This window comes from Acinetobacter sp. S40, assembly GCF_016624705.1.
Lineage (GTDB): Bacteria > Pseudomonadota > Gammaproteobacteria > Pseudomonadales > Moraxellaceae > Acinetobacter.
Window position 1 is genome coordinate 1 of the sequence record NZ_JACVTU010000005.1, and the last position, 18,394, is coordinate 18,394.

Below are 18,394 nucleotides of genomic sequence, written 5' to 3' on the forward strand. Positions count from 1 at the left end.
AAGTTTTTATCAACATCACCGCCGATGAGTGCGCATTCTACAGCATTCCCCTAGCCATGCAACCCCTTTTTAAAGAGTTTGGTTGCGTATGTTTATTTTTTAACCTTTTTATCTTTTTTATAACATTTTTTACCCAGATTTGTTTTAATACTCGCTATGATCTAATCATTCAATAGAACCATCTTTCATATAGAATGGTATAAAATCTTGCCTCAATAGGCGCTTAAGGATTCTTATGCATTACTCAAAACTCGTTTTTATTGGACTTCTTTCAACAAGTTTGTCTTTTCATCTTTTTGCTCAAGAGAGTACAAATGATGTCGCGACTGATGCTGTAGAAGACGTATCTTCTATACCTGAATCCGATACACCAGAACACCGTGCACGCTTTCAAAAGTTAAAGGATCTCAAAGATGACCTTAAAAATGTAAAGGCAAGTGACTTTAAGGTGAATGCCAATGCAGCACAACCGGATGAAGTCAAAGATCCTTTACAACCACTGAACCGTCAATTTTATGCATTTAATGATGCGCTCGATCGAACTATTGTTCGTCCAATTGCGGTTCAATATACGCAAAAAACACCTGAACAAGTTCGTGGCTCTTATCGGCAATTTCGTAAAAATCTGGGTGAACCGTGGAATGCTGTAAATCAGTTGATTCAGGGACGCCCTTCCCGTGCAGCAAAAACATTAGGCCGCTTTACTATTAATACCTTAACTACATTCGGTCTGGCTGATCCAGCACGTCGATTGGGCTTACCTGCCGAAGAAGAGAGCTTTGGTGTGACGCTAGGCTATTATGGTGTTCCATCAGGGCCATTCCTCATGTTGCCATTTTTTGGCCCAAGTACTTTACGTGACGGTTTTGGTCTAGCTGTAGATAGTCAAACACGTCCACAAAAATATATTATGGATGATCAAGACGGCTTATATTGGTCTACCAATATGCTACAGGCTATTGATACTCGTGCTCAAGTGCTGGATATTGAACAAATTTTGCAGGGCGATAAATATGCGGTGATTCGTGATTTATATTTACAACGCAAAAACTTCCAGATTGCAGAGAAAAAAGGTAACTCAGCAGAACAGATCCAGTTTATCGATGATGATTCAGATGACAATTCTGATGATTCAAGTAATCAGAAATAAGCTTTAACTTACATGATGTATTAATTTAAGATTGTTAGATCGTGAGTTTTTCTAGCAATCTTTTGATTTCTATAGTACATCTATATAGTAAATGTGATTATTGATAAGGCTCCATTTAATCGTCTATGTATTTTATTCAACCGACACGTTCAGTCCCTCATTTAGATCAAGCCATTGATGAGCTACCGAGCCTACAAGTCATTCACATAGATGATCTGGAACTATATGACCCTACGATTATCGCTATTGCCGACGTTCAGGATTTTTTACATTACCAATGGTCATTACCAACGGTCGTTATTGCACATGAAGACGAAGGCGCAGCACTTGCTCAGGCTTGGCAACTTGGAGCTCTAGCTGGCTGGATTTGGGGAAAATTACCTCAAAATCCTGTAGAAGCCTTATTTCAGATCGATGCTCAATACAAGCGTAATCAAGACAGCCGAGATCTTCCTGCTGCCGCAGATTTGCAAAGAAAACTTCTACCTAATGCGCTTGATTTACTTGATTATAAAATTGAAACTTTTTTTCAACCGTCTGCGTATTTATCAGGTGACTGGTATGATTACTGGAAACTAAATGATAAAGAAGTCTTGTTTTATTTAGCTGATGTTTCTGGTCATGGTGTGACTAGTAGTTTACTTACCTCATGGATGGCAGCTTTTCATGGTCGCTCCAAAACACCACGCGAATTAATCAAAAAACTAAATGGAATGTTGTTACAAGAGAATATCGAAAAACATATTACGATGGTTGCAGGGATCTTAAACCTGCAAACACATCAGATTCGCTGGACTAGCGCGGGACATTATCCTCCTCCAATTATTTTTGAACCGAATCAACCACCAAAAATTTTAAATACCAGTAGTTTTCCATTGGGATTAACCGATGATCTGGAAATTGAGGAATTTGAATGTACGCTAAACCGTCATACCCGGTTTATTATTTGTTCAGATGGCGCACTTGAACCTTTTGACGGTGGGCTGAATGAGCAGTTTGCTCAATTGGTTGATCATTTGCAAAAACAGTCTTTTAAAGCACCTGAACATGTTGCCGATGACATTGCTATCTTGAGTCTTTGTCGACTGAATTAATTTTATAATCAATAAGATACATTTCAATCAATATTTATAGCACTGTTAGATACTTGAGTATCTATGCGCCCTATGTGATAATTTTGCAATCCTTCTCTGAAAATGGCATTTATATGTCAACAGGTCATGTTGAATATGCAAGCTTGAATGGAACGCATATTTTCAAACTTATTGGTGAAGTACGCGCCCAGTCTTGCATAAGTCTAGACAAACTTTTAAATCGAATTGAACAACAGAAAAATGTGGTTGGTGCAATTGTCGATTTAACTGAAACAACTTTTATTGATAGTACGGTTCTTGGAATATTGGCAAAGCTAGGTTTAAAACTGAAGCAGATTCATCATATTCAGGCAGTCATGCTCTCAACCAATCCGGATATTACGACTCTGGCCAACAGCATGGGGCTAGGGCAGGTTTTTGTCATTTTAAATTATTGTAAAGAACCTCAAATGTGCACGCATGAATTATGTGAAGAGGAAATCACACATAATGCTATGTTAAAAACCGTTCTTGATGCCCACAAAACGCTAATGCAACTGAACGAAAACAACCAAAATATGTTTGAACCATTGGTGAAACAACTTCAAAAAGAGCAAGATACACTGGATCAGGTATCTCCTAAGCAAAACGCTTAGCCTTCTCATATTTCCAGGATAAAATCTAGCGATGACTTTACTCTCTGTTGCTCAAATGAATTCTCAAAATGACATTGAAGATAATTTTCGTGTCATTGATTCATTGATTCAACAGAGTAAAGCTGAACATGCTGAACTGGTTGTATTTCCTGAAAATTTTGTTTGTTTCGCAGCGGGTAAACAGCGCGAAACTGCGGCACAATTTGAAAGTATTCAGCAACGACTAGAGCAACTTGCACAGCAATACAATATTTGGATCATTGCAGGAACATTACCCTGCCCCTTTCGTCCTGATGGGACAATCATTCAGGATGGGCGTGTACGCACAGTAAGTTTATGTATTAGTCCTGAACGTACAGAAGCGCGTTATGACAAAATTCATTTGTTTGATGTGCAAGTCGGTGATGCTGTCGGAGGTTATCAGGAATCTAAATTTTTTGAACCTGGTGATCAGGTTGTTGTCGCTAAAACACCTTTTGGCCATATCGGGATGATGGTCTGTTATGATCTTCGTTTTCCTGAACTAGCTTTAAATCTTCGAGCACAAGGCGCAAGAATTTTAACCGCACCTGCCGCTTTTACCTACACTACAGGTCAAATGCATTGGCAGCTTCTATTGCAAGCACGCGCCATGGATAGCCAATGTTATGTACTAGGTGCAGCACAGCAAGGCTGGCATGGTGAAAAACGCCAAACCTGGGGGCATACTGGAGCGACTAATAGTCGAGGGCAACTTTTAAATCTCATGAATGATGATGGAGCTGGCTTGATCACCGTGTCATTTGATTTAAAAGAACAGGATCAAATACGTGAGTCAATGCCACTGATGCAGCATCGACGTTTAATCCGTTTTTAATTTATTACGAGACGCTATTCTTCTGCTTGATTGGTTACACGCAAGACTTCTTCCAATGTGGTTTTCCCAGCAAGAACTTTTCTTAATCCATCATCACGAATCGATCCTGAATATTGGCGCGCGTAACGTTCCAGTTCAAATTCAGCTGCATTGCCATGAATGAAACGGCGCATTTGATCATCGACAGGAACAATTTCATAAATCGCAGTTCGCCCAGTAAAACCTAAATGCGAACAATGCTCACACCCTTGCGGCTCCGGTAACTTTAAACTTTGCTCAGTACTCACATGCTGAAACAACTGGCGTTCAAAATCATCAGCTTCACGCCACGTAGCACAATGTGAACACAAGGTTCTCACTAAACGCTGTGCAATCACGCCAATTAAGGAGCTGGACAATAGAAAAGGTTCAATTCCCATATCTTTTAAACGTGTGACAGCACCAATCGCGGTATTGGTATGCAAAGTGGATAAAACCAAATGACCAGTCAAAGAAGCTTGTACTGCAATTTCTGCTGTTTCCAGATCACGGATTTCGCCGACCATCACCACATCGGGATCTTGACGTAACATAGCTTTTAAAGCACGAGCAAAAGTCATATCCACTTTGGTATTGACCTGAGTCTGTCCAATCCCTTCAAGCTGATATTCAATCGGATCTTCAGCAGTCAGAATATTACGTGTATTGTCATTTAGGTCAGAAAGTGCTGCATATAGAGTCGTCGTCTTACCCGAGCCAGTGGGTCCGGTCACTAAAATAATACCATGCGGACGATGTACCAGATGAGTTAATCGCTCATAATCATTAGACATGAGCCCCAAATGGGTCATATTCAAACGACCAGCCTGTTTGTCTAATAAACGCATCACCACTCGTTCGCCATGTGAAGAGGGCAAGGTTGATACCCGCACATCCACTTCACGCCCAGCCAGACGCAAAGAAATACGTCCATCCTGAGGAATTCGTTTTTCAGCAATATCCAGTTTCGCCATGACTTTTATCCGTGAAACCAATAAAGGCGCAAGTTCACGACGTGGCTGTACAATCTCACGAAGTTGACCATCGACACGTAAACGTACCGAGAGTTTCTTTTCAAAAGATTCAATATGAATATCTGAAGCATTCACCCGAATTGCTTCAGACAACAATGCATTAATCAACCTGACGATCGGGGCATCATCTTCCTGATCCATCAAATCTTCAGCTTCTGGCACCTGATCTGCCAAACTCAATAAATCTGGATGGTCTTCAAGCCCCGCAGCGACTTGTTGTGATTCTCCTGTATCTCCTGCATAGCTCGAACTCAATAATGCGTTAAAACTCTGATCATCACACACTTGATGTTGCGCTGGTTTTCCTACAATACGTCTCGCTTCCTGTAAGGCAATCCATTCTGTATTTTGACGGCGTACAATAAAGACCTGATCCCCTTCATAACGCAACAAAACGCCATGACGTTTGGCAAAACTATATGGAATTTGTATTTGTTTAAGTATTTGCATCACAAATTTATAATGATCAAAAAGAGAGTTTTGAGTGTACTCTAAGCGTACTACAGCGTGAAGTCTGTTTTTACAAACTCACCAGAGGAATTTTTAAACTTGGCACAACAGCAATACGATCATCTAGAACCCGAACAGACCAATTTAAAGTGGTGGGGTGAACAAAAATTTGAACTCAGTGAATCCAAAGCATGGCAGTTCGGATCATTACTTTTTCGTCTGACGCGCGGAATCAAGGAATGGCGGTTAGAATATTATCGCCCGCAACATCAGTATGACTATGAACAACAATGGCAGAGTATTGCTGATCCGCATTTTGCCTTTCCACAAGGCGCAAAGATTGAACGCTACATGTTTCGCAATACCCATAATGAGTTTCAACTGATGCCACGTCTGGCCGATCGGTCTGTGGTGATTAAACCTGTTGATCCGATTTATATTCCAGCGGGTGAACGAGGAACACTTTATATTAGTACACCCTTATGGATCGCAGGATTTGTAGAAAATCAGCGCGAACCTATTTTCGATATCTCTGTCATTCGCCCAAAAGACACATGGTTTGGCCCAGATCATCGGACTGGAGAAATGTGTTATGCCACAGCAGTAGATGGACGTACAGATTTGAATTTGCTCAAACCTCGTGCATTTCGTGCTGTTACTCCCGTGGAATTTCATAATACCAGCAGCCAACAATTACGTTTTGACCGTATGAATGTTCCTGTATCTGCGCTTCCGCTGTTCTATAGCGAAAGTACCAATCGTTTATGGACATCGCAGATTAAAGTTATTCACGAAGGTTCCGATCGCCCACCTCGTATTCGTCTGGAAAATCGCACTCCACCTTTGGCAGGTGAAGTGATTTATGTACATCCTCCACGCTCACCGGGCGGTGCGTTGTTTAATATGTTTGATTCATTTTTTTAGGGAGGCATCATGGCAGATTCCAATATTCCCAAAGATGTAGCTGTTAGCCTTAAAGGGATTTTTACCAATATTAATCTGGATCGACTCAGTGAAATTCTGGTTGCTGTTGTTCTATGTTTAATTGGCTTTATTTTTGCGCGTTTAGTTTCAAATACATTTATCCGAACGGTAGGAATGCGATTTAACGCACATCAGCGGATGGTGTGGCGACGTGGTATTTTTTACTTTATTTTTATCATTTTTGTGATGGCTAGTTTAAAAGAAGCCGGCTTTAAACTCAGTGTATTTTTAGGGGCAGCGGGAATTCTAACAGTCGCGTTGGGTTTTGCTTCGCAAACTTCTGCTAGCAACCTTATCAGTGGCTTATTTCTGATTGGAGAAGGTTCATTTGAAGTGGGTGATACGATTCAAATTACGTTAATTCGTGGTCATACCATTGAAGGACAAGTCATTTCGATCGATTTACTCTCCGTCAAACTCCTTACATTAGATAATGTTTATGTGCGTTTACCCAATGAGCAATTGATTCGTGCCCCCGTTATGAATATGTCAAAATATCCTATACGGCGTATTCCGATTACCCTTGCGATTAATTTTCAGGAAGACATTATGAAAGTACGCAAGGTATTACTCGAAGTAGCGGCAAAATACCCGATCGCACTGGATGATCCCAAGCCTGAAGTCACCGTCACCGCATTTCGTGAATCTTCTATTGAATTATTATTTTCAGTGTGGTGTCGTCAGGAATTGTATTTAAAAACCCGTGATGAATTACAAGAACGTATCCGTAATGGTTTTTTGGAAAATCAGATCGAAATTCCTGTACCCAAAATGGGCTTTGTAGATCGCCCACCAGTAACGCCTTTAACTGAAGATGAAATTGATCAATATGCAAATAAAGATGAACTGAAGCGAGAACCAAAGCTTTAGCTGAGGTGGCATTATCGCCACCCTTCTTACACTCGCTGATGCAAGCACAATTTTCTTATTTTCTGCTCGTATCCTGTATAGATTGTACGGGTGGCAGCGGTGCCAAATAAGCAATGACCAACATTACCCCTCCCGCCCCGATAAAAGAAATCACACGAGTCAATGTTCCACTTTGTGATAAATCCAATCCAACCAGCTTAATCACCACGATAGCCAGTAACGCTGCTCCCACAAACCAGAGCTGACGAATCTGGCGCTGACTTGAAAAGGTCATTAATACAAACGCTAAAACCACCCAGAGTAAAGTCAAGCTAAGCTGTACTGTACCATTTGACCAAATAGCCCAACTCCAAAGTGGTGTTGCCGCATAAAAATGCAAGGCTCGGACCACTACGCTACTAAAAACCAATAAAGCAATAACAATGCTAATGATCTTATTACGCCATTCGACTGCTTTGGTTTGTGTAGCAAAATCATGATGATAAATGATCCATAACACCCCCAATAATACCAATAAAGACAACACATCAGCAGGATTAACAACAGGCAGATAATAGGCCACAAAAACCTGATCACTTAAACTAGCCGCCACTAACCAGAACCAAGATAGAATCCAGACCGAAAGCTGATCCAGCAGAAGATATTGTTGATTTTTAAATAACCAAATACTATACAAAACTGGTATTACTGCAAAAGAAAGCAATGCTGCATTCGACCATAATGCAGGACCCATTATAGCCAGACTCAACCATACTAGCCCTGCCCACCAAATATTGAGTTGTGAATCAATCCTCTGTATTTTTTGAATCATCAGCAAAAGTAAACTGAGGGTAATAGCTGCGATTAGAAAACTTATTTGCTGTAACGAGCTAATCCAGTAGAGTTGCGCCAATAATCCCTGCTGAGTTAATTCTACAAAACTCAATACAATCAAAATGCTCAAAATCACCAATTGTGGAATATGCCAATTTAATCTTGCACGCCAATAGACAACGACGGTAAAACCAAAACATAATAAGGCAGCAATGGCTAAATAAGGACTTAACCCCTGCCCCTGCAATTGCAGAAACTCTACGCCCGCGACTGCACCCGAATATAAAGCCAAACTTAAAAACAAACTGTCCGCAATAACAGAGGAACCCTGACTCGAAGATGTAGATCGAAATAGGAAGTAAGCTGAAATGAATTGTGAAATTGCATAAATACTGGTGCTTAAAACGGGGAAATGATCATCTGACCAGACTTGATAAAACAAAGCCAGTGAACTTAGGATCACCAAAACGATACCTAAATAGCGACTTAATCGATAACGCTCAGAAACACCCCAAACTATTAAAGCAGTTCCTTGTACGACCCAACCAATGGCAGTCCAATGTGCGCCTTGATACAAAGGAAAAATCAAAGCGATAAAGGCTACCGCTAAAATAAAAAAACTTTTGGCCAAAATCGATAATTCTGATTGCTTTTGTCTAATCCACCAGCCCAAAACAGCATAAGTTATACCCAGTAATGCGGCGCCACAGGTAAGTGCCAGACTGGATTGTTGTACCAAAAATGCATGTAAAGAAAAACCAAAAATTGGCACACTAAAAATTAACCCAACATCCACAAGTGGAGGAAGTTGAATCACCTGTTGCTCATTTAAGGACTGATTTTTTAAAGAAGGATATTCTTTCTGAATGAGTTGGCTATAACGCACACTTAACCAGATAAACAAGGCAATATGCAGCCATAAAATAATATCTAGCGTATGGTATTGTGCTGAATTCGCATATAAAACGATAACACTACCCGCAAGCAATCCTGATGCAAAAAAAGCAATCTGATTTAAAATTTTCCATGGCTTGATAAAATTCATTGCAGCCACAGCCACATTAATCAACAGATAATAACTAAATAAAAAGATGCTATCGGGATGATATTGTGGGATCAATAAAGGTGCGAGATAAGCCATGCTGAGTGCCAGCATTGATAGATAAACGGCATTTTGTTTTAAGCTTAAAGCGACTGTTATCATTAATAAAACAGCAAAACCACTACTTGCTATGCCCAAACTTGCAATCACAGTATAATGATGTGCAAAAATTAGAGTCATAAAAATAATTGCTAAGCCCGCACCCTGTAAAGCCACAGCGAATAGTGCATTGTTTTTTTTCAAATAATAGCCCAAAGCGGTTAATGCACCACCCGTAATGGCAATTCCTAATAGTTTTATGCCCAAGCTGAGTTGCCAGTGTTCACTGGCAAAACGCAAGAGCAGCACTACGCCAATCATCAAAATGGCAATGGCAACTCTTAAAATTGGATTGCCATGAATAAGCCAATCCAAAGCAGGTTGCCACCATGCCTGTTTTTGAGAAATCGAATTTAGAGGAAGAGAATGATCAGTTTGATCATTCGCGGGCTCAGACAATATTTTTGCGCCCTGTTGAGATGGGAACCCATCTGGATTCTCTGACTCTAACTGCATCTGATGATTGACTGCAACTGGCTCAGAGCTTCTAGGCAGTTTTAATGGATGTATCTGTTTTTTATCTTCAATATTTTGTAGCCGTTCATTAATAAAGCTGAACATTTGAATCAGACTAAATAACACCAATCCGATTCCAACAAAAATAGCGGAAGTCGTGTGCCAATAATAACCCGTAATACCGATCAGGGTGCCCAAATATATGGCCCATTGCGGTAAATGCATAGAACTTTTAGGCGCAGTGATATTATATTGCCGCTCGAGCTGCTGAATACGCCGATCAAAACGAGTGAATTGCTGCACGATAGCAAATACCAAAAGTGCAACAAGTAATATCACTGCATTTTTGATTTCAAAAACGAATGCACCTAATAAACCTATGGCAAAAATGATAATTACCATCGTGATATTCTGCTTATCATTTTTATACATGATCAAAAAACAAACTCAATTCCTTTCAAGCTATCTTACCTGATCCTTACACCAGTGTATATTTAGCCATACAGAACTCCCTTAAAATCGAAGTTCCACATTTTGCTCAATTTTCACGTAGAATAAGACCCAATCGTTTGTGAGGAAGTGTGCAATGCCACCATTTGTTTTGGTTGATGGGTCTTATTTTTTATTTCGTGCATTTCATGCACTCCCACCTTTAACAACCTCAACAGGGTTACAAACCAATGCAATTCGTGGAGCTATTTCCGCTATTCAAAAATTGATGCGCCGAACTCAGCCTACGCATATGGCTGTCATTTTTGATACACCAGAACCGACTTTCCGACATGAACTTTCTCCTATTTATAAGGGTGACCGCCCGAGCATGCCAGATGAATTAGCCCAGCAGATTCCGTATTTGCATGCTTTAATTAAAGCTCTAGGCATTCCGTTATATATGCTGCCAGGTGCAGAAGCCGATGATATTATTGGAACACTTGCCAAACACGCCGAAAAACAAGGGCATCAAGTCCTGATTTCGACAGGCGATAAAGACATGGCTCAGCTTGTCACTGAAAAAGTGACACTTGAAGATAGCTTCAAAGATAAACCCATGGATATTCAGGGAGTTTTTGATAAGTTTGGGGTATGGCCAAACCAGATCATTGATTATCTCACCCTGATGGGAGATGCTTCAGATGGCATTATGGGTGTACCCGGAATTGGTGCTAAAACAGCAGCGAAACTTTTAACGGAATATGGTTCGATTGGTGGCATTTTAGAAAATGTCGATCACATCAAAGGGAAAGTTGGACAAAACATTAAAGACAATGCTGATGGAATTGCAATTGACCATCAATTGGCGAGTATCGTTTGTGATCTTGATCTTGGTCTGACTTGGGATGACTTAAAACTTTGCGAACCGCGTATTGAAACATTGCGTAATTTGTATACTGAACTTGAGTTTAGAAATCAGTTACAGTCACTGGATCATCCCAATAATCCTGTGAGTAATAGTTACAAGGAAATTAATCAAGAAATTGCCAAAGCTGAAACGCAAGTCAACATTGAAACAGAAGATCAGGCCAGCCTGACCAGTGACGATGATCAACTTGGTGTTGCCAATTATCACACTGTTTTGAACCAAGAAGCTTGGGAACAACTCTATCAAAGGCTGCAAACTGAAAAACGTTTTGCTATTGATACTGAAACCACCAGTCTGGATTATCGTGTTGCCGAAATGGTCGGTTTTTCTGTGGCCTTTGATGCCAAAGATGCCTATTACATACCGTTCGCTCATGACTACGAAGGGGCCCCACAACAGCTTGATCGTGAGCAAATATTGGCACAAATTAGGCCGATTTTGGAAAATCATACAGTTCAAAAAATTGGACACCACCTTAAATATGATGCGCATATTTTTGCCAATCATGGCATTGAGCTTAAAGGCTGGTATTTCGATACGATGCTGGCATCTTATGTATTAAACTCCGTTGCAACCCGTCACGGTATGGATGACGTAGCCCGAGTTTACTTGAGCCACTTGACCACAACTTTTGAACAAATCGCAGGTAAAGGCGCCAAACAAAAAACTTTTAATCAAATTGAGATTGAAGTTGCAGCGCACTATGCCGCTGAAGATGCGCATGTTACTTATCGTTTATATGAAGTATTGGCCCAAAAACTTAAAGCATCACCAGAGCTAGAAAACATTCTGTATAACATTGAAATGCCTGTAGCACGTATTCTTACGGGTATGGAAGAAGCAGGTATTAAGCTTGATCATGCTTTCTTGGGACAGCTTAGCGTTGAATTTACCGAAACCATTCAAGGCCTAGAAAATCAGGCAATTGAATTGGCAGGTGAAAGCTTCAATGTCAGCTCACCCAAACAAGTAGGAGAAATTTTATTTGATAAAATGGGCCTAAAAGGCGGCAAAAAAACGGCTACAGGTCAGCACAGTACTGGCGAAAGTATTCTAGAGAAAGTCGAGCATCCAATTGCTGAAGTGATTTTGGAACATCGAACCTTATCGAAATTGAAAAATACCTATACGGATCGTTTGGTAGAACAGTCGCATAATGAAACTCACCGGGTACACACCAGCTATCATCAGGCATTAACCGCAACCGGACGTTTGTCTTCTTCTGATCCAAACCTGCAAAATATTCCGATTCGAGGGGAAATTGGTCGTCAAATTCGTAAAGCCTTTATCGCCCCTGAAGGCCGTATATTATTAGCTGCCGATTATTCACAAATTGAACTACGTTTGATGGCACATTTCTCTCAGGACGATGCCTTGCTAGACGCATTTAAACATGGTCAGGATGTACACCGTCGTACAGCAGCAGAAGTATTGAATATTCCGCTTGAAGAAGTTACGAGTGATCAACGTCGTCAAGCGAAAGCCGTTAATTTCGGCTTACTATATGGTATGTCAGAGTTTGGTTTAATTCGTCAATTGGGCTTTACCCGTGAGGAATCACAAAACTACATTAAACAATATTTTCATCGCTATCCTGGTATTTATGAATATATGCAACGTACTCGTCAGGTGGCTTTAGAACAAGGTTTCGTTGAGACTATTTTAGGTCGTCGTTTATACACCCCCGATATTGATGCTCGAAATATGATGGTCCGTAAGGGTGCAGAACGTGCCGCCATTAATGCCCCCCTGCAAGGTAGCGCTGCGGATATCATCAAACTTGCCATGATCGAAGTAGATAAAATGCTTCCAAAGGATCAAGCCAAATTATTACTCCAAGTTCACGATGAATTGGTATTTGAAGTTGATGCCGATATTGCAGAACAACTTGCACCAAAGCTAGCCGAAACCATGCAGTCAGTGGTTGAAATCTCTGTACCTTTAGTGGTTGAGGTCGGAAAAGGTTTAAATTGGGAAGAAGCACATTAACTTTTTTCAGATAAAAACAAAGGCCGATTAATTCGGCCTTTGTTTTATGGTTTTAAAATCTTAATAGGTTTTACAATCCAGTGAGCAAGACTTTCGCGACTTCGTTCATCAAAATTTCGGCAACATATAACGCCAAAAATGCAATAATTGGAGAAAGATCAATCATTCCCATATTCGGCAATAAACGACGAAACGGAGCGAGTAATGGTTCAGCCAATTCCTGAATCACTTCAATATATGGAGAACGAGATTGAGTAAACATCACCACCCAACTCAGAATAATCGTGGCAAAAATCAAATAACGACAGAAACGGATTAAATCCTGAATCATAGTCACAAAAGTCAAAATCAATAAATGAATTGGACTATTAGGCATCGCACCTGAAAGATACATCACTCCAAAAATTTTGAGCAAGTACAAAACAATTAAAAGCGCCAATGCTGCTAGATTCACACGACCTTTTGCCACAGTCGGAAAAATACGACTAAAAATATCAACAATCTTAGTTGCTTTTACTGTCGATAAAACTACTGGGTTATAAGGACTTACCCCAGTTAATTGCATTAAAAAGCGGAAGAACACCAATAAAATGGCAACATTAATTAAAATACCAAAAATAAGCGCAGAACTCGCCATACTGTTACTTTCCTACTTAATGGGTCTTGGTACTGTCACTTAGCTCATGTGCTAATTCTTGACTACGTTTTTGCGCAGCAGCAAGTGCTGTCTGGATATTTTGTGAAATTTGGGCGCGATCAAATACTTCAAGTGCTGCCTGCGTTGTACCATTTGGCGAAGTCACATTTTTACGCAATTCTGCGGGAGTATTAGAACTGGTAATCGCCATTTGTGCTGCACCTAATGCCGTCTGCAATGTAAGTGCGGTAGCCACTTTTTCATCCAGTCCCATATTTTTTCCAGCGCGAATCATACTTTCCATTAAATAGAAAAAATATGCAGGGCCTGAGCCTGAAACTGCTGTCACCGCATCAATTTGTGCTTCCGAATTTACCCAGATGGTTAAACCTGTTGCAGCTAAAATCTGACTCGCCAAATCACGATCTTTGGTTGTCACACTTTCATTGGCATATAAACCATGTGCCCCTGTTTGAACCAAGGCTGGAGTATTTGGCATCACTCGTACAACGCGATCAGTTCCAGTCAATGCAGCAATCGTTTCTATTTCTGCGCCTGCAATAATTGAAACAATCAACTTCCCGTCAAATAAACCATGTAAAGGTTTTAGTACAGTACCCAAAACCTGTGGTTTCACTGCTAAAACCACGACATCGGCATCTTTAATTGCCCGCAAGTTATCATCAACTGCCTGAATTTCTTTTTCCTGCAATAATTGACGAATCGCCTCGACAGGATCAGATACCATAATCCGAGTTGTTGGTAATCCACGTGCCAGCAAGCCACCAATCAGGGCTTGCGCCATATTACCACCACCAATAAATGTGATATTTGAATTTAATGTCGCATTCATGAATTACGCTCAACTCGCAAATTATCTATCTCAGAACTTAAATGTGGCAACCAGCCACCAACTGCACAATACTTCGATTGTGCTAACCAAAACCCTTTTGGGGTAAAAACCCCTAGCATAACATTATCTATGGCTAATATTTGAATTGTATGACGTAACCAAGGCAAAATTTGTGCCTCTTGTATAGCTTTTTTTAATGGCCAATGCCCAACACGACCATATAAATGAATTTTTTCACCGCCCTGACGCGAAATTAGTTTTAAGTTTTGTTTTAATAAATCAGTAGATAGTCCCATTTCAGCAGAAATAATTCTAAAAGTCCCCGAAAGCAAATAGATGTTTTTATCACTATCCAAATAAATTTCAGAAACTACATCAGAAGAATTTTTTTCAGCTAAATACAGTGCTTTTGCAATTCGATAAAGTTGTTTTTGATAGCGTAAATAATAATAATCATTCCAGTGCAATGCAGCTTGCGCATCTGCTTTAGCATGGATCACTTCTTGTTGGAGACGTTCCACCATCTCAAAAGAAGGCCTATACTCCGCGTCTCCTTTCATCCAGGCTGATAAAAGCTGACGCTGCCGAGGCAAACTCAATTGTTGTAATTTTTCCAAATCTATTTGTGTGGGATTCCCGCAATATTTCAAATCTTGTAACAATACATCCTGCAAAATACAATTAGCATCCTGCATTAAAATACTCGTCCGGCTCAAAGCTTGCTGCATTTTGGGAAAACGCTTTTGCAGTAAAGGCCAAACTTCCTGGCGACACCAAGCACGATCATACTGAGTATCAAAATTGGTCTGATCATGCACAAAGGGTAAGTCTAATTGGATCGACCATATTGCAATTTGTTCACGCGATAACGAGAGAAAAGGTCGCCATAATTGAAAGTTTTCCCGATTTTCCACTTCTTGCATAGCTGCCAGACCATTTACTCCAGCACCCGATAATAAGCGTAATAAAACTGTTTCAGCCTGATCCTGCTGATGATGAGCCAACACCAAAATTTCATAAGGTTTTAAATGCTGTTGAAAAGCGACATAACGAGCATTACGCGCCTGATTTTCCAGATTACCCGTTGCAACCTCAACCTTTTGAATACTAACAGGAATATTAAGTTTCTGTGCATAGTTTTGCACAAATAAGCCCCATTCATGGCTAGGAGCTTGTAACTGATGATCGATATAAATCGCACGAACACGCGTTGGAAAAATAATAGACATTAAATGCAGTAACAACATGGAATCCATGCCACCACTGCATCCAATTAAAAATGTCGTTTCAGGTGAAAACTGTTCAGCTCGATTTAAGAGGAAAGTCCTAAATTTTCGCTGCCAAATTTCATTAAACGCTGGTAACGTGCTTCGCATCGTTCATCTGCATCCATCGGTAGCAACTCATCCAACGCCTGTTTTAACACGGCTTGTAGATTTTGCATAACTTGTTCTGGATCTAAATGCGCACCTTCACCTTCATCGACCACATATTCTACAATACCAATCTTTTGAAGTTTATCCGCAGTCAATGCCAATGCATCACTGGCCTGCTCTGCTTTTTCTGCAGTTTTCCATAAAATAGAAGCACAGCCTTCTGGCGAAATCACCGAATAGATACTGTGTGACAGCATGATGACACGATCAGCCACGCCAATTCCAAGCGCACCACCAGACCCACCCTCACCTAAAATTGTCGCAATCACAGGAACTTTTAAGTTAGAAAGTTGCGCTAGACTCGTTGCAATCGCCTCGGCCTGACCACGTTCTTCAGCACCGACACCCGGATATGCTCCCATGGTGTCAATAAAGGTAAATACAGGTAGATTAAAACGCTCCGCCATATCGAGTAAACGCTGCGATTTACGATAGCCTTCAGGATTAGACATACCAAAGTTATGTTTTAACTTTTCACGGGTACTACGACCACGATGCTGCCCCACAACCATTACAGGGCGACCATCAAAACGTGCTAAACCGCCTACCATTGCGCCATCATCACCAAACAGACGATCACCATGTAAAGCATCAAATTCGGTAAAAATCTCACCTACATAATCTAGGAATTGTGGACGATCAGGATGTCGCGCGATTTGCACTGTTTTCCACGCTTTAGACTGAGTAGCTTTACTTTTCATAAGTCGAGTATTATCCCTAAATTGGGGCGTATTGGCCGCATATGACACATGCTCAACCGCCCAACCAAGTCGAGTTAATCGATAAATTTTTCCGACTGAATATCCAATTCAATGTCCCAATGCTTGAATTGCTCTTGCTCATCATGCAGGTCAGCAACCAGCAACGGCCATTGTTTTGCATCACCAGAAACACTAAGTTGCCATTGTTGACTATTTAGCACAGTCAATTCAATGGCAGGAAGCATCTGATCACTTCGGCTATGATTGAGTAAAACAGCCAGACGTAGCAACAAGCAAAGATAAGCTAACTTAATGCCACCGCCTTTTAAAACCTCCTGTTTAGCGTCATTACGCAATTTTCTACGATGATACGCAACCAATAAAGAGAGATGATTTTGGTCAATTTGGGAGAACCCAGGAATGTCCGAATGTTGCAATAAGTATGCACCATGACGATGGTAACCACCGTGACTAATCGCCAGACCAATTTCATGTAAATAGGCCGCACGACGCAATAAGTCACTGTCTTCACTATTTAAATCTAATTGCTGCGCAACATCATCAAACAGTTGCTGTGCAGTATTAACCACTCGCTCTGCCTGTTTTAGATCTGCGTTATAACGCCCCATCAGTGCTTGTACACTTCGATCACGAATATCTTCATGCTTAAAACGTCCTAATAAGTCGTACATTACACCTTCGCGTAACGCCCCATCAGAATACGCCAATTTATCGATATTCAAGACATCAAAAACAGCATATAAAATAGCCAATCCTGCTGGCAAAACTGCTCGCCGATCATCTTTTAAACCTTCAAAGTCGATCTCGGAGCTATGCTTAAATTTGAGTAATTTATCTTTGAGTTTTTCCAGACCTTCACGCGTGACATTTTCCTGCTCGTCACTTAGGCCCAGATTGACCATAATTTGCTTGGCAGCTTTAATCGTTCCCGAAGAACCAACGACTGTATCCCATCCTTCGGCTTTATAGGTATTGGCAATTGCAGACAGTTCTTTACGTGCAGCAACCACAGCTTTATCAAAAACTTTAGGATTAATATCACCTTCTGAAAAAAAAGCTTTGGTATAAGCCACACATCCCATTTGCAAAGATTCGGTTTGAATGGGTTCAAACTCTTCACCAATAATCAATTCAGTTGAACCACCACCAATATCAATCACCAGACGACGCCCGCCATTGGCCATAGTATGGGATACGCCCAAATAAATGAGACGAGCTTCTTCACGACCTGCAATAATTTCAATGGGTTTCGGTAATATTTCAGCCGCTTTTTGAATAAACTCATGGCCATTTTTGGCCTGACGTAAAGCATTGGTCGCCACAATACGCAAACGATTCGGCTGTACCGAACCCAAACGCCCGACAAAACGAGCCAGACACGCCAAACCACGCTGCTGCGCGGCTTCGGTCAAATTTTTATTTTCATCAAGGCCTGCCGCCAATTGCACTTTTTCAGACATTGAAGCGACTTTCTTGACTTCACCGTGATCTACACGTGCAATGGCTAAATGGAAGCTGTTCGATCCCATGTCGATGGCAGCAAGTAATTCTTCATCAATTAAAAAATCAGCCATTGAAACTAACCCCTACAGAATTGTCGCTTAGAGTAATTCACATACATCTAATTGAAAAGCCATTTTTGCCAAACAGTTGACTGCTTTAATATAAAAATAATGATGATTCAGCATTGTTTATCACGATTAATAACATTGCCAACATCTATTAGACAAAGTAATCGAATCCTTGAATAATGTAAAACAACCCTTACATTGACCTAGAAGGCTATGTAATACTTCATGCCGATACATTTACTTAACCTTCTAAAAATTTTTTAAA

14 protein-coding genes are annotated in these 18,394 nt (G+C 40.6%); 7 read left to right on the plus strand and 7 right to left on the minus strand.

Annotated elements, in window-relative coordinates; translation table 11 throughout:
• Positions 1 to 235 precede the first annotated feature (235 nt).
• The 4 genes from IAE19_RS08430 to IAE19_RS08445 all read left to right on the plus strand — a co-directional run bounded on the left by IAE19_RS08430 (position 236) and on the right by IAE19_RS08445 (position 3,735).
• Positions 236 to 1,150, plus strand: coding sequence for a VacJ family lipoprotein (locus IAE19_RS08430; RefSeq protein ID WP_200460504.1), 915 nt, complete (start codon positions 236 to 238; stop codon positions 1,148 to 1,150).
• A 125-nt stretch (positions 1,151 to 1,275) separates the two neighbouring features.
• A complete protein-coding gene (gene gigA / locus IAE19_RS08435; protein WP_200460505.1) occupies positions 1,276 to 2,244 on the plus strand; it encodes an RsbU family protein phosphatase GigA in 969 nt (322 codons plus the stop codon).
• Positions 2,245 to 2,357: 113 nt separating this feature from the next.
• A complete protein-coding gene (gene gigB / locus IAE19_RS08440) occupies positions 2,358 to 2,879 on the plus strand; it encodes an anti-anti-sigma factor GigB (RefSeq protein WP_200460506.1) in 522 nt (173 codons plus the stop codon).
• Between the two features lie 31 nt (positions 2,880 to 2,910).
• On the plus strand, positions 2,911 to 3,735 hold the full coding sequence (locus IAE19_RS08445) for a carbon-nitrogen hydrolase family protein (protein WP_200460507.1): 825 nt from the start codon (positions 2,911 to 2,913) through the stop codon (positions 3,733 to 3,735).
• A 14-nt stretch (positions 3,736 to 3,749) separates the two neighbouring features.
• Here IAE19_RS08445 and gspE read toward each other — a convergent pair whose 3' ends face one another.
• Positions 3,750 to 5,237: a type II secretion system ATPase GspE gene (gene gspE, locus IAE19_RS08450; protein WP_200460508.1), complete on the minus strand. Its 1,488-nt coding sequence runs from the start codon at positions 5,235 to 5,237 to the stop codon at positions 3,750 to 3,752.
• Positions 5,238 to 5,336: 99 nt separating this feature from the next.
• On the opposite strand from gspE, the gene IAE19_RS08455 reads away from it, so the two are divergent.
• Both IAE19_RS08455 and IAE19_RS08460 read left to right on the plus strand, forming a co-directional pair.
• Positions 5,337 to 6,161 (plus strand): hypothetical protein, encoded by an 825-nt coding sequence (locus tag IAE19_RS08455; RefSeq protein WP_200460509.1) that lies wholly within the window; start codon positions 5,337 to 5,339, stop codon positions 6,159 to 6,161.
• 9 nt (positions 6,162 to 6,170) lie between these two features.
• Positions 6,171 to 7,091, plus strand: a complete 921-nt coding sequence (locus tag IAE19_RS08460; protein ID WP_200460510.1) for a mechanosensitive ion channel family protein — start codon at positions 6,171 to 6,173, stop codon at positions 7,089 to 7,091.
• Positions 7,092 to 7,146: 55 nt separating this feature from the next.
• Here the strand turns inward: IAE19_RS08460 and IAE19_RS08465 are convergent, their stop codons facing one another.
• Positions 7,147 to 9,993, minus strand: a complete 2,847-nt coding sequence (locus IAE19_RS08465; protein ID WP_200460511.1) for a DUF2339 domain-containing protein — start codon at positions 9,991 to 9,993, stop codon at positions 7,147 to 7,149.
• A gap of 154 nt (positions 9,994 to 10,147) precedes the next feature.
• Here IAE19_RS08465 and polA point away from each other — a divergent pair, with 154 nt between their 5' ends.
• Entirely contained in the window at positions 10,148 to 12,910 is a 2,763-nt protein-coding gene (gene polA / locus IAE19_RS08470; RefSeq protein WP_200460512.1) for a DNA polymerase I, read from the plus strand.
• Between the two features lie 70 nt (positions 12,911 to 12,980).
• Here polA and IAE19_RS08475 read toward each other — a convergent pair whose 3' ends face one another.
• From IAE19_RS08475 to ppx, 5 genes are all read right to left on the minus strand, one after another.
• Positions 12,981 to 13,547, minus strand: a complete 567-nt coding sequence (locus IAE19_RS08475; RefSeq protein WP_200460513.1) for a YggT family protein — start codon at positions 13,545 to 13,547, stop codon at positions 12,981 to 12,983.
• Between the two features lie 16 nt (positions 13,548 to 13,563).
• Positions 13,564 to 14,400 carry a pyrroline-5-carboxylate reductase gene (proC, locus tag IAE19_RS08480; protein ID WP_200460514.1) on the minus strand — a complete coding sequence of 279 codons (837 nt, stop codon included), beginning with the start codon at positions 14,398 to 14,400 and terminating at the stop codon, positions 13,564 to 13,566.
• The gene (gene tilS / locus IAE19_RS08485) at positions 14,397 to 15,776 is read right to left on the minus strand and encodes a tRNA lysidine(34) synthetase TilS (RefSeq protein WP_200460515.1); all 1,380 of its coding nucleotides are present in this window, start codon (positions 15,774 to 15,776) and stop codon (positions 14,397 to 14,399) included. Before tilS ends, proC begins: the two co-directional genes overlap by 4 nt.
• The gene (locus IAE19_RS08490; RefSeq protein ID WP_200460516.1) at positions 15,713 to 16,537 is read right to left on the minus strand and encodes an acetyl-CoA carboxylase carboxyltransferase subunit alpha; all 825 of its coding nucleotides are present in this window, start codon (positions 16,535 to 16,537) and stop codon (positions 15,713 to 15,715) included. Before IAE19_RS08490 ends, tilS begins: the two co-directional genes overlap by 64 nt.
• A 74-nt stretch (positions 16,538 to 16,611) precedes the next feature.
• Entirely contained in the window at positions 16,612 to 18,132 is a 1,521-nt protein-coding gene (ppx, locus tag IAE19_RS08495; protein WP_200460517.1) for an exopolyphosphatase, read from the minus strand.
• Positions 18,133 to 18,394 lie beyond the last annotated feature (262 nt).